Source organism: Arthrobacter sp. 131MFCol6.1 (genome assembly GCF_000374925.1).
Classification (GTDB): Bacteria; Actinomycetota; Actinomycetes; order Actinomycetales; family Micrococcaceae; genus Arthrobacter.
In genome coordinates, this window is record NZ_KB895546.1 from 217,638 (window position 1) to 235,388 (window position 17,751).

12 protein-coding genes and 1 rRNA gene are annotated in these 17,751 nt (G+C 67.8%); 8 read left to right on the forward strand and 5 right to left on the reverse strand.

Annotation, left to right across the window (positions count from 1 at the left end):
* Positions 1–110 precede the first annotated feature (110 nt).
* Positions 111–1,319 (forward strand): serine hydrolase domain-containing protein, encoded by a 1,209-nt coding sequence (locus C566_RS0113075; protein WP_018774799.1) that lies wholly within the window; start codon positions 111–113, stop codon positions 1,317–1,319.
* Between the two features lie 105 nt (positions 1,320–1,424).
* Positions 1,425–2,366, forward strand: a complete 942-nt coding sequence (locus tag C566_RS0113080; RefSeq protein ID WP_018774800.1) for an HNH endonuclease — start codon at positions 1,425–1,427, stop codon at positions 2,364–2,366.
* Between the two features lie 41 nt (positions 2,367–2,407).
* On the opposite strand, the gene C566_RS0113085 is transcribed toward C566_RS0113080, so the two are convergent.
* Positions 2,408–3,904 carry a phenylacetate--CoA ligase family protein gene (locus C566_RS0113085; protein ID WP_018774801.1) on the reverse strand — a complete coding sequence of 499 codons (1,497 nt, stop codon included), beginning with the start codon at positions 3,902–3,904 and terminating at the stop codon, positions 2,408–2,410.
* A 359-nt stretch (positions 3,905–4,263) separates the two neighbouring features.
* Between C566_RS0113085 and C566_RS0113090 the strand changes: the two genes are divergently transcribed.
* The 6 genes from C566_RS0113090 (at position 4,264) to C566_RS0113120 (ending at position 14,264) form a co-directional block, all read left to right on the forward strand.
* A complete protein-coding gene (locus tag C566_RS0113090) occupies positions 4,264–5,700 on the forward strand; it encodes a flotillin family protein (protein WP_018774802.1) in 1,437 nt (478 codons plus the stop codon).
* Positions 5,701–5,766: 66 nt separating this feature from the next.
* Entirely contained in the window at positions 5,767–6,006 is a 240-nt protein-coding gene (locus C566_RS0113095) for a hypothetical protein (protein WP_018774803.1), read from the forward strand.
* A gap of 386 nt (positions 6,007–6,392) precedes the next feature.
* Positions 6,393–7,565, forward strand: coding sequence for a glycosyltransferase family 4 protein (locus tag C566_RS21480; RefSeq protein ID WP_018774804.1), 1,173 nt, complete (start codon positions 6,393–6,395; stop codon positions 7,563–7,565).
* Positions 7,566–7,713: 148 nt separating this feature from the next.
* Positions 7,714–9,999, forward strand: a complete 2,286-nt coding sequence (locus C566_RS0113110; RefSeq protein ID WP_331271123.1) for a putative bifunctional diguanylate cyclase/phosphodiesterase — start codon at positions 7,714–7,716, stop codon at positions 9,997–9,999.
* A gap of 104 nt (positions 10,000–10,103) precedes the next feature.
* Positions 10,104–12,239 carry a putative bifunctional diguanylate cyclase/phosphodiesterase gene (locus C566_RS0113115; protein ID WP_051082312.1) on the forward strand — a complete coding sequence of 712 codons (2,136 nt, stop codon included), beginning with the start codon at positions 10,104–10,106 and terminating at the stop codon, positions 12,237–12,239.
* A gap of 192 nt (positions 12,240–12,431) precedes the next feature.
* Positions 12,432–14,264, forward strand: coding sequence for a putative bifunctional diguanylate cyclase/phosphodiesterase (locus C566_RS0113120; RefSeq protein WP_231386356.1), 1,833 nt, complete (start codon positions 12,432–12,434; stop codon positions 14,262–14,264).
* A gap of 173 nt (positions 14,265–14,437) precedes the next feature.
* Here C566_RS0113120 and C566_RS22970 read toward each other — a convergent pair whose 3' ends face one another.
* The 4 genes from C566_RS22970 to rrf all read right to left on the reverse strand — a co-directional run bounded on the left by C566_RS22970 (position 14,438) and on the right by rrf (position 17,712).
* Positions 14,438–14,722 (reverse strand): excalibur calcium-binding domain-containing protein, encoded by a 285-nt coding sequence (locus C566_RS22970; RefSeq protein ID WP_018774808.1) that lies wholly within the window; start codon positions 14,720–14,722, stop codon positions 14,438–14,440.
* 109 nt (positions 14,723–14,831) lie between these two features.
* Positions 14,832–15,680: an SDR family NAD(P)-dependent oxidoreductase gene (locus C566_RS0113130; protein ID WP_018774809.1), complete on the reverse strand. Its 849-nt coding sequence runs from the start codon at positions 15,678–15,680 to the stop codon at positions 14,832–14,834.
* Positions 15,681–15,816: 136 nt separating this feature from the next.
* The gene (locus C566_RS0113135) at positions 15,817–17,226 is read right to left on the reverse strand and encodes a CBM96 family carbohydrate-binding protein (RefSeq protein ID WP_026266667.1); all 1,410 of its coding nucleotides are present in this window, start codon (positions 17,224–17,226) and stop codon (positions 15,817–15,819) included.
* Positions 17,227–17,595: 369 nt separating this feature from the next.
* Positions 17,596–17,712, reverse strand: a 5S ribosomal RNA gene (gene rrf, locus C566_RS0113140).
* Positions 17,713–17,751 lie beyond the last annotated feature (39 nt).

Here is a 17,751-nt window from a genome sequence, read left to right on the forward strand (position 1 = left end):
GCCCTTGACGGCTGCACCCCGTTTGAGGACCATCACAATCATTAGGACTGTGCCTGGCTGGGGGCATCTTCCTGCCCTGACTGCACTCCCGACCTGCAAGAAGGACCCTCATGCCGATGGTCTGGATCCGCGCATCATTCCGCCGGCTCACGGCCGCAATCCTCGCCGTCGTGCTCGCCGCCGCCCTCGGCGGCTGCATCCCCGGGCCGAAACCTCCGGCGCCGGTGTCGCCCGATTCCGGCTACCGGGCCGTGCTCGAACAGTTCAGCAGGAGATTGCTCGACGACGGCGCCTCGGCCGTCCTCATCCAGGTCCGTGTGGGCGGGGACGAGTGGTCCGCGGCCTACGGGGTCCGAAACCTGAACAGCCCGTCCCGGGCCGAGATAACGGACCCGGTGCACATCGGCGGCGTCACCAAGTCCATGGTGGCCGTCTGCGTGCTCAAACTGGCCGAGGAGGGCCGGCTGGAGCTGGACGCGCCGGTCAGCACCTACCTGCCGGAGTTCAACAAGGTGATGCACCCGCCGGGGCCGGTCACAGTCCGCCAACTGCTGCAGCACCGCTCCGGCATGCCGTCCGTGGACGGGCCATTGTTCGATCCGGCCACGGTGCGGAAAGCCCTGACCACCAAGGTGAGCCTGGCGGATCTGCTGGCCATGGCGGGACGGATCTCCTGGCAGGCGAAGCTGGCCCAGGGATTTGAGTACTCCAACTCGAATTACATTGCCTTGGCGCTGATCGTCGAGCGCCTCACCGGCCGGCGGATCGGCGAGGTGATCAGCACCGACATCATCGAGCCGCTGGGCTTAAGCGAGACCTTGATGACGGCGGCCGGCCCGGCGCCGTCCTCCATGGTCCACGGCTACATCGCCTTGGACCGCAAACAACTCGACGTCACCTATCCGGCCGCCCAGATCGACAACGCCGCCGGCGGCATGGTGTCCTCCGTGGCGGACGTGAATACGTTCTACCGCGCGCTGCTGCAGAACAAGCTGCTCAAACCGGCCACGATCACGCAAATGGAAAGCCCGCTCTACGCCCGGTACGGACTCGGCGTGGTCCGCTGGAACGATCTGTGCACCAACGATTTCTACTACGGCCATCCCGGCGACGTGCCCGGCTACGGCACCATCACCATGACCAGCGCGGACGGAACCCGGCAGCTCACCATGGCCGTGGCCTACCCGCCTGAGCCGCTCCCGCGCGGCGACACCCACATCCTGCACCAAATGGAGTCCATCGCGGAGGACACCCTCAACGCCACCTGCAAGACCGGGCCGACCGGGCCGCTGAACAATGCCGCAGGCAGTCCGGGCTAACGGCCGCCGGTGCGGCAATCGGCCGTAGCAGTGGCAATCGGCCGTAGTCCTGACAATCAGCCGTTGCTCTGACCATCAGGCAGAGGTGACTGCGACAATGGGCAGATGACAGCAATCATCCTCGTCTGGAACCCCGACGAATGGAACGATTGGACCTACCCAGCCGTGCTGGAGGAGGTCGCCGAAACGGGCAGGCACCTGGCCAGCTGGGGCGTCGGGACTGGTCTCGGAAGCGGACCAGGCAGCGCGGCCGGCACGGACGCCGCCGGGGCTGCTTCCTCCGGCGCGGACGCGTGGCTGGTGCTCCAGGGCCGCCACGGGTGCGGCCTGATCGGCCACGGCGTTATCGTCTCGGAACGGCCGGCTCCCCGCGTCCAGGCACCGGACTCCGCGAGCGCCGCCCAGCCCGGCACACAGCCCGGCGCACAGGACGCATCCGCGCTCTGCATCCAGGTGGACTTCGACGCCCTCCTGCCCGCCGGCGACCAGATCCCGCCCGGGGTCCTCGCCGAGGCCGTGCCCGGCATCGACTGGGAAGCCCTGCACGGCCCCGCGATGGCTGTCGACTCCGCCGTCGAGCCCCTGCTCCGCGGACTCTGGGGCGAGTTCGGCCCGGTGCCGGCGGACCCCACCCAGCCCGTGCCCGGCACCGTCCCGGCGGCGGCGGTCACCCGGGTCGAAGTCATCAAGTACGAACACAGTCCGGACGCCCGGCGGGTCTGCGTCGCCCACCACGGGACCAGTTGCGCCGCGTGCGGATTCTCGTTTGAAATCGCCTACGGCGAGATCGGCAAGGACTTCATTCCGGTCCACCACCTGGTCCCGGTGTCACAGCTGGGCAGCAGGTATGAACTGGACCCCGTCACAGACCTCGTCCCGCTCTGCGCCAACTGCCACGCCATGGCGCACCACGGGGTGCGGACCCCGCGCAGCGTCGCCGAGCTGCGCCGGATCATGGCCGCCGCCGGGTTCCTGACCGGACAGTCCGTGACCCCGGAGCAGCTCCAGGCCCAGCAGGACGCCCGGCGGATCCTGGAACAGCACTAACAGCACTATCAGCCCTAACGGCAGCGACGACCGCGGCCAGCTCAGGCGGACCACACCTCGCGGAACTTGCCGCTGCGGTCCAGCCGGGGCGGCTCATCGCTAAACCGGACGTCGACGCCGGCGGCGCCCTGGGCCGCGAAGAAGGCACCCAGGCGCTCCCCCACCGCTGTCCGCACGGCCGCCGTCGCGGCCTCCGGCCAGAGCTCGAGACGCACGGTGAGCGAACCCGGCCCGGTGCGGATCGCCTGGAACCGGCGGACGCCGGCGGTCTCCTCGATCACCGTGCCCAGCGCCAACGGCAGCACGGTCACCACTTTGCCGTCCAGCCCTGTCCCTTCCAACCTTGTCCCGTCCGACCCCGTCCCGTCCAACCCCGTCCCGTCCAACCCTGTCCCGTCCGACCTTGTCCCGTCGGCGGCAGCGAAGCTCAGCACGTCGCCGCTGCGGCCCTCGACCCGCAGCGTGGGAAACGGGCTGCCGCAGGCGCACGGGCCGGCAGACAGCTGCACCCGGTCGCCCAGGTTGTAGCGGATCAGCGGCTGGACGCGGTTGGCCAGGTTGGTGACCAGCACCGTGTGGGAGAGCTCGCCGGGCGGCACGGGCCGGAAGGCGTCGTCCACCGGCTCCACGATGGTCCAGTCCGCGTTGACGTGCAGCAGTCCCTGCCGGCAGCGGCTGGTCAGGGCGAGCACCTCCGAGGCAACGTAGCGCGCGCTGACCCGGCAGCCGAGGGCCGCCTCGATCTCGGCCGCGGCGTGGGCCGCCAGGCTCTCCCCGGACGCGACCGCCAGGAGCGGATGGATCCGGAGCCGTCCCGCCTGCTGTTCGGCGGCCAATTGCACCATGGCGCTCGGATACCCGTAGAGCACGGTCGGCTGGAAGTCGTTGAGGTCCGCCACAAGGTCCGGGAGCGGCCGGAGCACGGAGAACACGCGCACCCGGCGGGCGATGCGGGGGCTGCGCCGGCGAGCGGCTTCGGTCAGCACGACGCCGGCAAAGTGGTCCCCGTCTGCGATCAGCGCCGCGGCCCGCAGCCCCCGGCGCAGGAAAGCCCGCGCCTCCTTAGCCGCCATCAAGGTCCGCCGTTCACGGATCGGGCCCAGGAGACTGGCCACCAGCTGCGAGGTCCGGTCATGGACCAGGACCGCGGGTTCACCGGTGGACCCCGACGTCGTCACCACCAGGTACTTTCCGCGGTAGAGGCTGCCGATCCGCGAGAGGTCACCCAGCAGGTCCTGCTTCAGCCCGGCGAGCGTGATGTGGGGGTCGGTCACCCAGTCATCGAAGTTCTCCATGAGCTCCCGCTTGCCCACCGGCGGCAGCTCCCCTAAATACGTGGCCAGATCCTTGGCCGTGTCCGTGGCCCGGTCCGGGACCGTGTCCGGGACGTCCCGGTACAGCCTGCGGTAGTAAGGCGAGGAGGACCGTGCGCACTCAACCAGCGCGGCGAGCCGGTCCCGTTGCCGGCGGGTGATCTCATCCTGGCTTGCCCGCCCGGCCCGCCAGATGTCCCACGCGATCCCGGTGGTCCGTGTCATCCCGAGGGGAGAGCCTCGCATCACCCATCACCCCCTTCACGGGCAGGCACTCCTGGCCCCGGCCCGCCCCCGCTCACCCAGACAGGCAGGCTCTTTCAAACCCTGCCGCGCCCGCACCCTCTTCCACGCTGGCACGGCGGCGGAGGCTCCCAACAGGGGCTTTAGGCACCGGCGGGACTTGGGCGTACGCCCGGACACCATCGAATTGCTGGACTTCCCGGCCGGAAGCACCACAGACTGTGTACAACAGCTGGCTGGGCGGCGTGGGAATTCCTGCCTCCAGGCCGGCCGGGGACTACCAGCAGCATCGTTTGGGGCTTTGCTTAATATCTTTTCCACCGCCGTGAAAGGACCTGGTTATGCCGGACTTGTCATTTTTGTATCCGCTCATTTCGATCATCCTGGGGGCGGTCGCCGTCGTCGGCGTTATCTGGGTGGCAACAAAACTGATGTGGAAGGTGGCGGAACCGAACGAGGCCCTGATCATCTCCGGGCTGACGCGCGGCACGCTGGAAACCCGGGAGGGGATGGACTTCAAGATCGTCACCGGCAAGGGCGCCCTGGTGCTGCCGGGCCTGCAGACCGTGCGGCCGCTGTCCCTGACGCTGAACGAAACCGAGCTCAAGGTCTCCTGCGTCACTTCCCAGGGCATCCAGGTGATTGTCGACGGCGTGGTCATCTACAAGATCGGCGATGCCCCGCCGTTCATTGCCAACGCCGCACGGCGGTTCCTGGGCCAGCAGCCCAAGATGGAAAGCCAGGTATACAACGTCTTCGAAGGCCACCTGCGCTCGATCATCGGCAGCATGACGGTCGAGGAAATCATCCGCGAGCGCGACAAGCTGGCCTCCCAGGTCCGCAGCGCCAGCGGCGTCGAAATGGAGAAGCTGGGGCTCGTCGTCGACTCGCTGCAGATCAAGGACCTGCAGGACCCCACCGGCTACATCCAGAACATCGCCAAGCCGCACATCGCCCTGGTCAAGATGGAGGCCCGCATCGCGGAGGCCACCCGGAACCGCGAGGCGGCGGAAAAGGAAGCGGAGGCCGAGGCCATGATCGCCGACGCCCGGAGCGTGTCCGCGATCCGGCAGTCCGAGGCCCAGGCCAACGCCGAGCGCGCCAAGGCGAACGCGGCCCAGGCAGGGCCGCTGGCCGACGCGACGGCCCGCCAACTGGTGGTGGTCCAGGAAACCGAGGTGGCCAAGCTCGAGGCCGACCGGGAGGAACAGAAACTGCAGACCACCGTCCGCAAGCCCGCCGACGCGAGGGCGTACGCCAAGCGCACCGACGCGGAAGGCCAGAAATCCGCGGACATCAGCGCGGCCGAGGCGCTGGCCCGGCGCACCGAGCTCGAGGCCCAGGCCAACGCCCGGCGGACCGAGGTGCAGGCGCAGGCGAACGCGACGGCGGCAGCAGCAGCGGCCGGGGCCACCAAGGTCACCGGCGAGGCCGAGGCCGCCGCCACGAAGGCCCGCGGCGATGCCGCTGCCTCCGCCATCAAAGCCAAGGCACTGGCCGAGGCAGAGGGCATCAAGGCCCGTGCCGAAGCCCTGGGCACCAACCAGGAGGCCGTCATCTCCCAGCAGCTCGCCGAGAACATGCCGGCGATCGTGGCGGCGGCGGCCGAGCCGTTTGCACACGTCGGCCAGATGACCGTCCTCAACGGCGGCGAAGGGGTCAACCGGATGATCGGCGGTATTTTGGCACAGGTGGGCGACTACCTCCCGGCGCTCTCCACGGCCCTCAAAAATACCCGGGATGGCGGCAAACGGCCGGCGAAGGCGCCCGAGGCGTAGGGACGGCCGTGCGCGCGGAGAGCCGGAGGACCTGATGAACTGGGATTCTGATGTAATGGGGTTCTGATGCATAAGGATGTTGACCGGAGCCTGACCGGAAAGATTGGGCGCGTCACCGGACGGATCGGCCCGGGCACCATCGGCGAGGTCATGCTGCCCGTCCGCGGCGGAACCAGTGCCTTCCACGCGCACCCCTTCGACAAGACCAGCGTTTTCGCCGTCGGCGAGCAGGTCCTGGTCATCTATTTTGAGCCGCCGCAGACGGTGTTTGTGGACGAACTTCCGGATGTCCTCAAGGGCGACTGACCCCTCTGGACGGTAGGAGGCGACGGGCGTATTCTGAAGTTCCGTAGCCTCTGGAGGTATTTCTGATGGAAGGCAACAAGCGCGCGCGTTGCGGTCCGGTTTCCGGCATCCGTGCCCGCTTCCCGGTCGGCAACTGGCCCGACCCGCTGTAGCTCGACTTTCGTCATGCCGTCCGGCACCGCTGCTTCGTGGGGTTTGCGCCGTGGACGCATGGCCGCGCTGGCTTGCGGCCATGTGAGGGTGCCCGGCTAGTTCCCGGCAATCGCCCGCCTTTCTGCCCGCCCGTGGCGGTTCCCTCCTGAGTTCGCCCACCTGTTAACCCACTCTTCCCCTCCCGGCCACGCCTGCTCCCCCGCGCCGCAAACCGCCGCCCGCACCGTGGAGGGGTGAGGATCGCAATCGTCGCCGAATCATTCCTGCCGCTCATGAACGGGGTCACCCACTCCATCCTGCGCGTGCTGGAGCATCTGCAGGAGCGCGGGGACGAGGTGCTGGTGATCGCACCGTCCACGCAGGACACGGAGGTACCGGACGAGGTCTATGGCGCCCACGTCCTCCGGCTCCCCTCGGTCCCGCTGGCCGGCTATGCGAACCTGCGGGTGGCGATGGGCGGTGTGTATCGGGTCAAGCGAATCCTTGCCGACTACGCGCCCGACGTCGTGCACCTCGCGTCCCCGTTCGTGCTCGGCTGGCGGGCAGCGCAGGCCGCCCACCAGCTCGGAATCCCCACGGTCGCCATCTACCAGACCGAGGTGCCCGGCTATGCGGGGCGCTACGGTGTCCCGTTTCTGGAGAACTGGGCCTGGAACAGGGTGGACCAGATCCACATGCTGGCCTCGCGCACCTTGGTCCCTTCCACTTTCGCGCTCAACCAGCTCCGCGGCCGCGGCATTCCGCGCGTGGATATGTGGCGGCGCGGCGTGGACACGCAGCGGTTCAACCCCGCGAAGCGCGACGCCGGCTGGCGGGCTTCCGTGGCGCCCGGCGGCGAGCGCCTCATCGGCTACGTGGGCCGACTGGCGGCGGAGAAGCAGGTGGAGGATCTGGCGGTGCTGGCGGATGTTCCCGGGACCCGGCTGGTGATCGTCGGCGACGGGCCCCTGCGGCCCGCATTGGAAGCTGCCCTGCCGCAGGCGGTCTTCACCGGGTTCCTCGGCGGCGACCACCTCGCCCGGGCAGTGGCGTCCTTCGACCTCTTTGTCCATCCCGGCGAGTTCGAGACCTTCTGCCAGACCATCCAGGAGGCCATGGCGTCCGGTGTGCCGGTGGTGGCCACGGGCCGCGGCGGCCCGCTGGACCTCGTAGAGAACTCACGGACCGGCTGGCTGTACGAGCCCGGCGACCTCGCCGGGTTCCGTGCGCGGGTGGTGGACCTGATGGGCGACGACGCCAAGCGCCGCGCGTTCGCCGCGGCCGCGCACGCCTCGGTCCAGGGCCGGACGTGGTCCGTGCTCGGCGCCGAACTCGTTTGCCACTACAAGGCCGTTATCGGTGAGTCCCAGGTGGGCCGCTCCCCCCACGTTGCCCTATCACTTGGGGATGCCAAACCGGGGTTTTGAGCACCCTAGGTGATAGCGCAACGGGGCGGTTGGTCCTCCCACCCGGGCAGGGATCCGGCGCCGCCCACGTGTTGACACCCTCTTGACACCCAAGGGAGGCTTCCGGCGCCTATGATTTCCCGATGGGAGGGTTCTAAATGTCTCGTTGGTGGTCTCAGGTTCGCACGGCGGTAGCCGGGTGACGGCGTCGTCGTACCCGGAGGAAGCGCCCGGCACAGACCCAAACACAGTCCCGAACACAGTCCCCCAGGAAATTTCCGCCGCGGTCCCGGGCTACGGGGACCTGGTGGAATCCAGCCCCGACGCCCTGCTGGTGGTGGCCGAGGACGGGACCATCAAAATGGTCAACACCGCCGCCGAGCGCATGTTCGGGTACGCCCGCGGGGAACTCGTGGGCTCGGACCACCGCATGCTCCTGGCCGAGGGGTTCCGCAACGGACTCGAGCGGCTGTTCTTCAACCTCCGCCGCGGCGCCCACACCGACGGCGACGCCGCTGCCGCCGAAACTGACACTGACACTGCTCCCGTGGAGGCCTACGGGGTCCGGCGGGACGGTACGGAGTTCCAGGCCGAGGTGGCCGGATCTATTTTCTTCACCGGTACAGGCCCCCGGGACGGGACTGGTAACGGTTCCGCGAGCATGATCGCCGCGGTCCGGGACACCTCGCACCGGCCGGAGAACGATGACAGCCTCCGCGAGGCCATGTCGCTGCTGAGCGCGACGCTCGAATCCACCGCCGACGGCATCCTGGTGGTCAGCAGCGAGGGCGAGATCGCCGGCGTCAACAATCAGTTCCTCACCATGTGGGGCATCCCGCGGGAAATGCTGGCCACCGGGGACGACGAGGCGGTCATGGCCTTCGTCCTGGACCAGTTGCGGGACCCGGCCCAGTTCGTCGAGAAGGTCGAGGCCCTCTACGCCGATCCCGCCGCGGAAAGCCACGACATCCTGGAATTCCGCGACGGCCGGACTTTTGAACGCTATTCCCGCCCGCAGAAAGTCGCGGAGCAGGTGGTCGGACGCGTGTGGAGCTTCCGGGATGTGACCGCGGCCAAGGTTGCCCAGGACCGGATCACCCGGGCCATGGCAGACCTCGCCGCACAGTCCGCCCAGCTGAAGGCGCTGGCGTTCCGCGACGGATTGACCGGGCTGTCCAACCGCCAGCTGTTCAACGACCGCCTCGCCAGCGCTTTGGCAGACCGGCACGGCGGCGCCGTCGACGTCCTGCTCCTGGACCTGGACGATTTCAAGGAAGTCAACGACATCCTGGGCCACCATGCCGGGGACCAGATGCTCATTGAGGTCGGCCGGCGGCTGCGGGCCTGCGTGCGCCCCAGCGACATCGTGGCCCGGCTCGGCGGCGACGAGTTCGTGGTGCTCCTGCTCGACTCGCTGGAGCCCGAGGCGGTCGCAGCCCGGATCGTCGACTCGCTGCGCGTCCCGGTGTGGATCGACGGCACCATGCTCCGGCCCAGCCTCAGCCTGGGGCTCGCCTCGATCGGCGAGTCCGCCGTCGACGCCTCCGAGCTCCTGCGCCGTGCCGACGTCGCGATGTACGCCGCGAAGGCCGCCGGGAAGAACCGGTACATGCGCTTCAAGCCGGAGATGATGAAGGCCCTCGTGGACCGCAACGACCTCGAGGCCGGCCTGCGGCACGCCGTGGACAACGGCCAGATCGCCGTCCATTACCAGCCGATCGTCTCCGCGGGCAGCGGGACCGTGACTAAGGTCGAGGCCCTGGCCCGCTGGGTGCGCGACGGCGCGCTCGTTCCGCCCAAGCATTTCATTCCGGCGGCGGAACGCAGCGGCCTCATTGTCGAGATCGGCACCGAGGTGCTGCTGCGCGGCTGCACCGAGCTCAAGCCCTGGCTGGACGAGGACTCCTCCCGGTCCCTGGCCGTAAACGTCTCCGGTGTCCAGCTGCAGCACGGGGACTTCGCCGAGCTGGTCCTGGCCGTGACGGAATCCTGTGGCGTGGACCCGCGCCAGCTGGTCCTGGAGGTCACGGAGAGCGTCTTCTTCGAGGACGACTGCCATGTGATCCAGCAGCTCATGACCCTGCGCGCGGCTGGCGCCCGGGTGGCGCTGGACGACTTCGGCACCGGGTTCTCCTCCCTGGGACGCCTGCAGGGCCTGCCCGTGGACACGCTGAAGATCGACCAGTCCTTCGTGTCCATGATCAACTCCGGCACCGAGCAGTTGCCCATCCTGAACGCCATGATCGGGATGGCCCACGGGCTGGGGCTGACCGTCACCGCGGAGGGCGTGGAAACGGCGGCCCAGGCCGGCTACCTGATGAAGCTGCACTGCGATTCCCTGCAGGGTTTCCTGTTCTCGGGCCCCCAGCCGGAGGCCACGCTCCAGCCCGCGCTGGACCGGGCGGCCCTGGCCATCGCCGCACTGCGGGGCGATCGGGTGCCCGGCAACCGGTGACCCGCAAAGTTCCATGGCCGATGTGCTGGACACGGGGCCGAAGGACCCTATGATTCAGTGAAACGCATTGCTCCGGGCACCTCGGCCGGGAACATCATCGCTCTATGAACTTCCGTCGCTTGGGGGCCGGTATCGTCGTGGGAACTGGATTTGGTGAAGACCTGCTGGAGCAGGGTCCTGATGCGTTTCTGCTACTGACCGCGGACGGGACCATCGCCTTCGTGAATTCGGCCGCGGAACGGCTGTTCGGCTACCCCCGCGAGGAACTCCTCGGCGTTCGGCACACCATCCTGCTTTCCGAGGAAGCCCGCGGCGGCTTCCTGCGGGTCTTTGGCCGGCTGGGACGCAAAAGCCCGGCCGGCAGCCGGCCGTTCGCCGCCGCCGGACTCCACCGGGACGGCTCAGACCTCGCCCTGGAGATCACGTGCTCGTTGGTGAGCGTCGACGGCGGCACGGCCATGGCGGTAGCCGTCCGCGACGCCGAGCACCGCAACGACCCCGATTCCGGCCGGCGGCTGGCCCTCTCCCTCGTGGACGCCACGCTGGAATCGACGTCGGACGGCATCGTCGTGCTCTCCAGCGAAGGCCAAATCACCGGGATCAACGACCAGTACCTGAAGCTGTGGGGCATGCCGCCGGAACTGATCGCGGCCGAGGACCCCACTGCGCTGGTGCGGTTCATCGCGGACCAACTGGTGGATCCCGACTCCTTCCTGCAGAAGGTTGAAGCGCTTTACGCGGACAGCCTGATGCAAAGCCACGACGTCCTGGAGTTCGCCGACGGCCGCACCGTGGAGCTGTACTCGCGCCCGCAGAAGGTGGCGGACGCCATCGTGGGACGGATCTGGAACTTCCGGGACATCACCTCGCGCCGGCGCGCCCAGGACCAGGCCCGCCGCGCCATGGACGAACTGGCCGAGCAAGCCGGCAAGCTCAAGGAACTCGCGTTTCAGGACCCGCTCACCGGGCTGGCCAACCGGATGCTCTTCAACGAACGGGCCGCCGCGGCACTGCTGACCCCGGAGCCGGTGCACGTGCTGCTGCTGGACCTGGACGACTTCAAGGAAGTCAACGACGTCCTGGGCCACCATGCCGGTGACGAGATGCTGGTCGAGATTTCCCGCCGGCTCCAGAACTGCGTGGGTCCGCACGGCACCGTCGCCCGGCTGGGCGGGGACGAGTTCGTGGTCCTGCTGGTCGGCTGTAGGGACGCCGACACCGTGGCCCAGCGCGTGGTCAGCACCCTGAACGCCCCGGTCTCCATCGAGGGAACGCTCATGCGGCCCGGCCTCAGCCTGGGCGTGGCCTCGCGCGACGCCGGCACGGAGACGTCGTCGGAGCTGCTCCGGCAGGCGGACCTGGCCATGTACGCGGCCAAGGAGGCCGGGAAGAACTGCTATGTGCACTTCCGGCCCGAGATGCTGGCCGCGCTGCTGGAGCGCACCCAGCTCACGGCCGGGCTGCGGCGGGCGGTGGAGCTGGGGCAGATCACCGTGCACTACCAGCCCGTCATCTCCAGTGACCGACTCGAGGTGGTGCAGTTTGAGGCCCTGGCCCGCTGGGAGTGGGACGGCGAGCTGATTCCGCCGGACGAGTTCATCGAGACCGCCGAACGCAGCGGCCTGATCCGGGAAATCGGCGCCGAGGTGCTCAGGCGCAGCTGCACCGAGCTCGCCCCGTGGCTTGGGGAGGACCCGTTCCGGAGCGTGGCCGTCAACGTCTCCGGCGTGCAGCTGCAGCACCGTGACTTCGCCGAGCGCGTCCTCGATATTGCGGCGTGGAGCGGCGTGGACCCTCGCCAGCTGGTCCTGGAGGTGACCGAGAGCGTGTTCTTCGACGCCCACTCCCACGTCATCGGCCAGCTCGAAACCCTGCGCCAGGCCGGCATCCGGGTGGCCCTGGACGACTTCGGGACCGGCTATTCCTCGCTGGGCCGCCTGCAGGACCTGCCGGTGGATGTGGTGAAGATCGACAAGTCCTTCGTGTCCATGCTGCAGACCGGGGCCGAAAAGCTGCCCATCCTCACCTCCATGATCCACATGGCCCGAAGCCTGGGGCTGAAGGTCACGGCCGAGGGCATCGAGACACCGGCGCAGGCACGCTACCTCATGGACCACGGCTGCGATGCCCTGCAGGGCTTCCTCTTCTCCCGCCCGGAACCCGGGGCGGCCAGGCAGCGCGCCGTGCGGAACTCGGCGGCGGCCATCGCTGACCTCGAGGGCGTGCCGCTGCCCGGGTAGCAGGGCCGCCGCCAGCGCAGCCGGGCCGGATGCGCTTTGCGCGGCGGCCGGCGCGTTCGACACATTTGGGTGCGGCATGATGCCCATCACGTCCGGGGAGCCAGCACCGCATATGATTCAGTCAGCGCAGTGCGCCTGCTCTCCGCAAGGTGCCCGCTATCCGTATTCATCGCCGGGGGGCTGTTAGACATCGTGGAAGCTGGTTTCGCACAACAACTGCTGGAGTACAGCCCGGACGCACTTTTGCTGGTCAGTCAGGACGGAGCCATTTCCTTCCTCAATGTGGCCGCGGAACGGCTCTTCGGCTATTCCCGGGCGCAGCTGCTCGGCGCGGACCACAGCATGCTCCTGGCCGAGGCCTCGCGGGAGGAATTCCACGGCGTTCTGGCCGGGCTGGGCACGGCCGCAAGCCCTGGTTCGCCGTTCTCCGGCTCCCCGTCTGCCAGCTCCCAGTTCGCCGGCTCGGGCCGCCGCGCCGACGGCACTGAACTCCCGGTCGAAATCACCTGCTCGCTGGTCCCCGCCCCGGCCGGAGCGGCCGACGCCGGAACGTCCGTGGCCCTCTCCATCCGCGGCGCCGCCGGAGGGAACCCGGGCGCCGGCAGCGTCGGCCGTTCCCTCAGCGGCGACTTTGCCCGCCGTCGTACTTCCGGTTCAGCGGGAGCTTCTCTTTCCGGAGGTCCGGCGGCTGCCGCTCCCGCAGCGTTTGCCGAGCACGACGACGAACTCAAGGCCGGCTCGCTCCGCGACCCTTTGACGGCGCTGCCCAACGGCCCCCTCTTCAACGAGCGGCTCGCTGCGGCCCTGCGCCGCCCGGATCCGGTGGACATCCTGCTGCTGAACCTCGATGACTTCAGGCACCTCAATGACGTGCTGGGACGCTCCGCGGCCGATGAGCTGCTGGTGGAGGTGGCGAGCAGGCTGCGCAACTGCGTCCGCCCGCATGACACCGTGGCCCGGCTCGGCGGCGACGAGTTCGCGGTGCTGCTCACCGAGTGCCTCAACGCGGACGCGGTGGCCAAGCGGATCGCCGAGTCCCTCTACGCGCCCCTGCGGGTGGGCGGCTCCATGGTCCGGCCCGGCGTGAGCATGGGCCTGGCGTCGAAGTCGGGGCAGACGCTGAACGGGGCGGAACTGCTGCGGCAGGCCGACGCCGCCATGACCGCGGCGAAGGCCGCCGGGAAGAACAACTGGCTGCGGTTCCGGCCGGAGATGCTGAACACCGCGGCCCACAAGGCCGATGGCGATTCCGGGCTCCGGCGCGCCGTCGAACTGGGCCAGATCTCGGTGCACTACCAGCCCGTGGTCTCGCCCGGCATCGGTTCGGTGGTGCAGTTCGAGGCGTTCGCGCGGTGGGAACGGCACGGCCGGCTGGTCCCGCCGAACCAGTTCCTGCCCGTCGCGGAGCAGAGCGGCCTGATCCGCGAGATCGGCGATGAAGTCCTGCGCCGCGCCTGCGCCGAGATCCGGCCGTGGCTGGCCGGAGACCCTGCCTACAGCGTCGCCGTGAACGTCTCGGGCCTGCAGTTCCAGCACCGGGACTTCGCCGCGGACGTGCTCGCGATTGCCGCGTCCACGGGCGTTGACCCCCGCCAGCTCACCCTCGAGCTGACGGAGAGCGTGTTCTTCGACGCCTCCTCGGACGTGCTGGGCCAGCTGCGGCAGCTGCGCGGCGCCGGCGTCCGGATTGCCATGGACGACTTCGGCACCGGATATTCCACGCTCGGCCGGCTCCAGGAACTGCCCCTGGACAAGGTCAAGATCGACCGCTCCTTCGTGGCCATGATCAAGACCGGCCAGGAACAGCTCCCGTTCTTCGCCACCATGATCAGCGCCGCGCATGCCCTCGGCCTGAAGGTCACGGCGGAAGGCATCGAGACGCCCGCGCAGGCCAAGTACCTGATGGACCGCGGCTGCGACTCCCTGCAGGGCTACCTGTTCGCCAAGCCGGCCCCCGCCAGCCACCTGGCCGGAACCATGGAGAGTGCCCTGAACGCCCTGGACAAGGTCGACGCCGCGCGCTGACCCTTTGCGGTGCCCCGTTGCCAGGGCGTCGCTGGCAGCGCGCCTCGACGCCGCCGCACGCCACCGTTGGACGCAAACGGCCGCTAAGCAGCATGGCTTAGCGGCCGTTCTTGGCACTTCGTTTGACGTACCGGCCCGGCTCCGGATATCCGGGGCCAGGCCGGCTGCCGGGCCTAGCGCTTTTCGCAGGCGATGCCGTCGTTGTCACGGTCCAGGTCGTACTCGCCCCAGTGCCGCGCACCGCCGTCGTTGTAGCTGTACAGGGTGTTGTCGACGCGGAACGTGGTGACCGGCTTCCCGCTGGTCTTGTCGCGGGCGCCCTTCTTGCCGACGCCGTGCGGGTAGACCTTGTTCAGTTCCGTGCAGTTCTTGTACGACTTCGGCGCGGGCGCGGCGGATGCCGGCACGGCCGTAGCGCTCAGGACGACGGCGGATGCCGCCAGGGATGCGATAAGCAATTTCTTCAGGCGCACGTTTAAGAGCACTCCCCCAGGTAGAAGCCCTCGGCCGCGGATCGGCGAGGGGCAGGAAAATGCTAACCCACGATTTCGGCGTTTCCGGTGAGGCTCAGGGGCGGGGGTCCAGCTTGTCGAGATCCTGGGCCACCATCGCCTCGCTGCGCTGCCACAGCGCCTTGGCCAGGCCCGCGTCATAGGCCTGCCTGTTGGCCTTGGAGAGCGTCCGTTTGGCGTAGTAGGCGCCGGAGATCCAGTCGTGGCCCGGGGTGGCGTTGGCGAGCCACACAAGGGTGTCCGCGCCCTGGTCAGGGGTCAGCATGAAGCGCTTGAGGAAGGATTTGTAGGCCAGGCGCATGGGGCTCGTGGACTCGGCCGCGAAGTTGGTGGCCACGCCGCCGGGGTGGAACGCCGCCGTGGAGATCCCCTCGGTGTTGTAGCGGTTGTGCAGTTCGGTGGTGAAGAGGATGTTGGCGAGCTTGGCGTTGCCGTAGGCGCGGTTGGTGGAGTAGCTCGTGGCCGCGTCGAGGTCGTCGATGTCGAACTTGGCGAAGACCGAATTCGCGACGCTCGAAGTGTTGATGACGGTGGCCTGGCTGGCGGTCAGCACCTCAATCAGCTCGGTGGTGAGCAGGAACGGGGCCAGGTGGTTGACCTGGAAAGTCTTCTCGTGGCCGTCCACGGTGAGCTCGCGGGGTCCCATGATGCCGCCGGCGTTGTTCGCCAGGACGTCGATCCGCGGGTACTTTTCCTTCAGCTGCGCGGCCAGGGTCCGCACCTGGGCAAGGTCGGCGAAGTCGCTGACAAAGAAATCGGCGCCAATTTCGTTCGCGATCGCCTCGGTCTTCTGCGCGGAACGCCCGACGACGACCACACGTTCCCCCTGCCGGGCGAAGGTCCGCGCGGCGGACGCGCCGATGCCGTCGCTGGCTCCGGTGATGACGATAGTGCGCTCGGGCATTGAGGTGTCCTTAGAACGAAGCGATGGTCTGGTCTTTTGGAATCCAGCCCCGTCGAATTCTAACGAGTGCAACTGGGAGTTCGTTCCGCCGGAGCCGGGAGCCTTCCGGGACTCTGCTGGGAATCTCCCGCAACGCCTAGATGCGCAGCGGCGACCGGAAACTCAAGGCCGTGCTGGCGTTCTGCAACTTCGGGCCGATGGCCAGCATTTCTTCGGTGGACCGGAGCAGGGAGTAGTGGTTGTAGTTGCCCTGGATAACGGTGCCCGGGACCACGGACGGTGCCACCACGAAATTGGGTATCGGAGTATCTTCGTCAAAAAGCACGAATATCGCCGTACGTCCCGCCCGGTAGCTTTGGCTATTCAAGATGACCGGCAGCCATTGCGAGAGCCAGGTGTCGCCCGTCGCGACGCTGCAGTCATGCATGTCATTGCAAACATTCGGCACCACCACGGAGAAATTCGGCAGAGTGTTGTTGGCCAGGTCGCCTGCCAACTGCCCCGCGCTGACGGTGCCCAGGGGCACATTGTTGACCGCGCATGCCGCCCTGTCCCCCGTCCCTTGGTAGTAGATTTCGGGGTTGTGCCGCTCGGCATACAGGCCGGACGCGCTCAGCCGGCAGTTCGAAGGCATGTCCTCCATATAGCTCTTGTAGGACTGGCCGGACGTACGCACCTGCCGGAAGATATTGTCGGCCGTGATGGGCGGCAGGCCGCTCGGGCTCGAATCGGAAGTGACGCCCTGCGTGCTGCCCGATGTCATGGCAAGATAGCTCGGCAACGAGGGCAAACCCAGGCCCGCGTCAGCCCAGGTGGAAACCGACGCGCACTGGTTCGCCTTAGTGCTCATGTACGGCGCGCTGGCGTTCCCGATGACCTGTGAATAGGTCTTGTTCTCAAAAAGCACCCACATGACGTGGTCGTATTTCGCCGGTGGGGCGGTTGCCGTGCCGCACGGGTTGTCGCCGGGGGGCGGAGGCGGCGGCGGGGGCGGCGGAGGCGGGGGCGGCGGCGTCGCGTTCGTGGTGACAGTCAATCGAGGCCGTTGCGTGGTGACGGAAGTTTCCTTGGAACTGTAAATGACGCCGTCAGAGGATGTATTGCTGATGCGGAACGAATACGTCCCGTCACCCTTAATCGCGCCGAAGAGATCAAACTCCACATAGGTGTTATCGGCAACAGCGCCGCGCGAAGCCACAATCGGCGTTTCCGCAACGGGCGCGTTGTTGAAGGTGATCGTGTTCTCACTCCAGGAGTTGTTGAGGACCCGTCGGACTTGGCCGCCTGAGTTGGATGGATCCGTAGCGAACAGTCGGAGCTTGGCACCGGTCACGGTGCTGCCGGCGGTGCCGGTGACCGTGAGCTTGAGGAAGATCATTTCGACCGGCGAGTTATCAGCCTTGAGGCCTGTTGCGGTGCGGAAATTGATGGTGGGACTGTCGCGCTTCACGACGGCGTCAGCTGTAGTAGAAAAGGTCAGCGTGGCGGCTTCGGCGGGGCCGGCAATAAGGGAAATTGTGCCGGCCACGAGGAAAAGGACTGACACCAGGGAAATCCATCGGCGCCTCACCAAGGACCGGCTAAACCGATGCCCTTTCGTACCGTTCTTGCCCAAGGCGAAACCAGGATCTACGCGCATCGTGGGACTCCTATAAGGTCCGGTCGACGCACCCTGCGCCTTGGTGGTCCGTAGGAATTCAAACCCTAACCGGTCAAATCCGGCCCCTCAATGCGCATGACCAAAATAGCTGGCCGTTTAAAGGTATTCCCAAGGTTCCGTCGGTTAAGGAAATGCCCAAGGTTTTTCCATGGTTCTTACGCATGGCCAGGGCTGCCCGGCTGATTCGCCACGTGTTTGTGGGTTAAATGCGGGAGGACCCCAACCTGGTGGTTGGGGTCCTCGACCTGAATGGTGTTCCGGCGGTGACCTACTCTCCCACACCCTCCCGGGTGCAGTACCATCGGCGCTGTGGGTCTTAGCTTCCGGGTTCGGGATGGGACCGGGCGTTTCCCCCACGCTATGACCGCCGTAACCCTTGCTCCGCCACCGGCCCGTTGGTTGGGGGTGGGG

Coding starts and splice junctions, on each gene's coding strand:
- C566_RS0113085 (WP_018774801.1), bottom strand. CDS start 3,904: ATGACACGGACCACCGGGATCGCGTGGGACATCTGGCGGGCCGGGCGG.
- C566_RS0113115 (WP_051082312.1), top strand. CDS start 10,104: ATGAACTTCCGTCGCTTGGGGGCCGGTATCGTCGTGGGAACTGGATTT.
- C566_RS0113090 (WP_018774802.1), top strand. CDS start 4,264: ATGCCGGACTTGTCATTTTTGTATCCGCTCATTTCGATCATCCTGGGG.
- C566_RS0113075 (WP_018774799.1), top strand. CDS start 111: ATGCCGATGGTCTGGATCCGCGCATCATTCCGCCGGCTCACGGCCGCA.
- C566_RS0113080 (WP_018774800.1), top strand. CDS start 1,425: ATGACAGCAATCATCCTCGTCTGGAACCCCGACGAATGGAACGATTGG.
- C566_RS0113130 (WP_018774809.1), bottom strand. CDS start 15,680: ATGCCCGAGCGCACTATCGTCATCACCGGAGCCAGCGACGGCATCGGC.
- C566_RS0113095 (WP_018774803.1), top strand. CDS start 5,767: ATGCATAAGGATGTTGACCGGAGCCTGACCGGAAAGATTGGGCGCGTC.